The sequence below is a fragment of the Nonomuraea marmarensis genome (assembly GCF_043197025.1).
In the GTDB taxonomy this organism is placed as follows: domain Bacteria; phylum Actinomycetota; class Actinomycetes; order Streptosporangiales; family Streptosporangiaceae; genus Nonomuraea; species Nonomuraea marmarensis.
The window spans coordinates 1-1,618 of the sequence record NZ_JBICRM010000104.1 but is presented as its reverse complement, the minus strand read 5'-3'; the positions used below and the strand labels follow the sequence as shown (position 1 = coordinate 1,618).

Here is a 1,618-nt window from a genome sequence, read left to right as displayed (position 1 = left end):
TCTTCATGACGGTCGGCTCCCTTCTGTGTGTGGCTCCGGCCCCCGCTGTCTCTAGCGTGAGCCGATCCACGGAAGCTATGAAGCGACTACGGACAGAACCGGAGCCGGCCGTTTCATGCTGACTTGAACGTGGACCCCTTGGCGACGCCGAGCTCTCTGCCTGTGGTGTCCGGGTCTTTCGCCGTCATGGTCATCCTTCCTCGCATGCCGGACGGTCTTCACTGCCGCCCGTGCTGGTGTGGTCGAGTAGCGCCCTCAGTCCGCGCACCGGCACCGCGTACCGGCCACCGATCCGCAGCACCCGGCACGGAAACGCCCCCGCGCGGGCGAGCCGGTAGGCCGTGGTGCGGCCCATGCCGAGCAGCCGTCCGGCCGCGAGCAGGCTGATCACCTCTGGCACCACCTGCTGCGCCGGGTGGTCGGATGGGTTTGTGCTGGTCATGCATCGCCTCCATGGACGTTGATGAACATTGATGAACAGGGCATCGCGGGGCCGTGTGGGGCCGCACGTCCCGGCGTGCTGTGGTGGGCGCTACGCCCCCAACCCGGCCACGCCCGGCCCCCCGGGGCAGGGGTGTGACCGACCATTCACCGACAGACGGGCACAGCCCCACCGCCATTGGGTCCGGTGCGGGCCGGGCTGGTGACGGCGGTATCGACGCCCACCTCCACGGCCCGCGTCAAGCAAAATCCGCAGGTCCGCGCCGCGCCCCAGCGCCCGGCCCGAATACGGGCCAGGAACCGCGGGTGACGCGGGGCTACTCCAGCTCGCGGACGGTTCCGAGAGCAGGACCGGGATCGACCTCGGCCGGCATCTGGGGACGGCAAAACACGAGCAGATCCTCATGCGCCACGGCGTGGATCGGCACCCCGCGCGCCCATGCCTTGCGCGCCTCGTGCAGTTGGAAGAACGACGCCCGGTTGAGGAGGTGACCGTCGCCGAGCCCGCACAGCAGGCACACGATCCGGTCCACGAACACCAGCCCGGCCTTCACGGCGAGCTGGTGGACGTGGCCGGGTAGGTCGACCAGCTCACCGCGGACGCGGTAGGGCCGCACGGTGATCGCCGCGACGCCGCCCGGCCGCAGCAGTTCCACGCAGCCGGCCAGGATGCGGCCGAACCCGTCGAGGAGGTGCGGGAGCTGCTGGTGGGCGAGGTTGGCGCGATCGTGCGAGTAGCGCTGGTTCCACTTGCGCACGCCCGGCTCGCCGGTATCGCGAGTGGAACGGATGTGCCCGTGCGTGGCCGCCCCGTACGGAGGCGAGGTGAGCACCAGCGCCGCCCGACCGGCCAGATCCGGCAGCAGCCGGGCGATGTGCCGGGCATCCCCGGCCATCACCCGCCCGAAGCCGGGCGCCCCGTGCTTTTTGGCGTGGGTGAGGTTGGCGACCGCCAGGCGCGCCCACCGCTCCTCGTACTCCACCCCCGCGCCGTGCCTGCCCAGATGGGCGGCCTCGACGAGGGTGGTGCCGATCCCGCACATCGGATCGACCACTAATGGGGCTTCGCCCCAGCCCGACGAGCCATGTGTGGCGGTCGAGGTAGTTGAAGTGACTCCGGTCGGAACAAGACGGTGACCGTGTGGTCCCGTAATTGACCGCCTACTGGCAGTGGTTG

General features: G+C 70.2%; 2 protein-coding genes. Both read right to left on the bottom strand.

Annotated elements, in window-relative coordinates; genetic code table 11:
* Positions 1-190: 190 nt before the first annotated feature.
* Entirely contained in the window at positions 191-442 is a 252-nt protein-coding gene (locus ACFLIM_RS50125) for a helix-turn-helix transcriptional regulator (RefSeq protein ID WP_393177999.1), read from the bottom strand.
* Between the two features lie 316 nt (positions 443-758).
* On the bottom strand, positions 759-1,595 hold the full coding sequence (locus ACFLIM_RS50120; protein WP_393178001.1) for a TRM11 family SAM-dependent methyltransferase: 837 nt from the start codon (positions 1,593-1,595) through the stop codon (positions 759-761).
* Positions 1,596-1,618 lie beyond the last annotated feature (23 nt).

Bases quoted from the DNA above. Each gene is read 5' to 3' on its own strand.
- ACFLIM_RS50125 (WP_393177999.1), bottom strand. From the start codon at position 442: ATGACCAGCACAAACCCATCCGACCACCCGGCGCAGCAGGTGGTGCCA.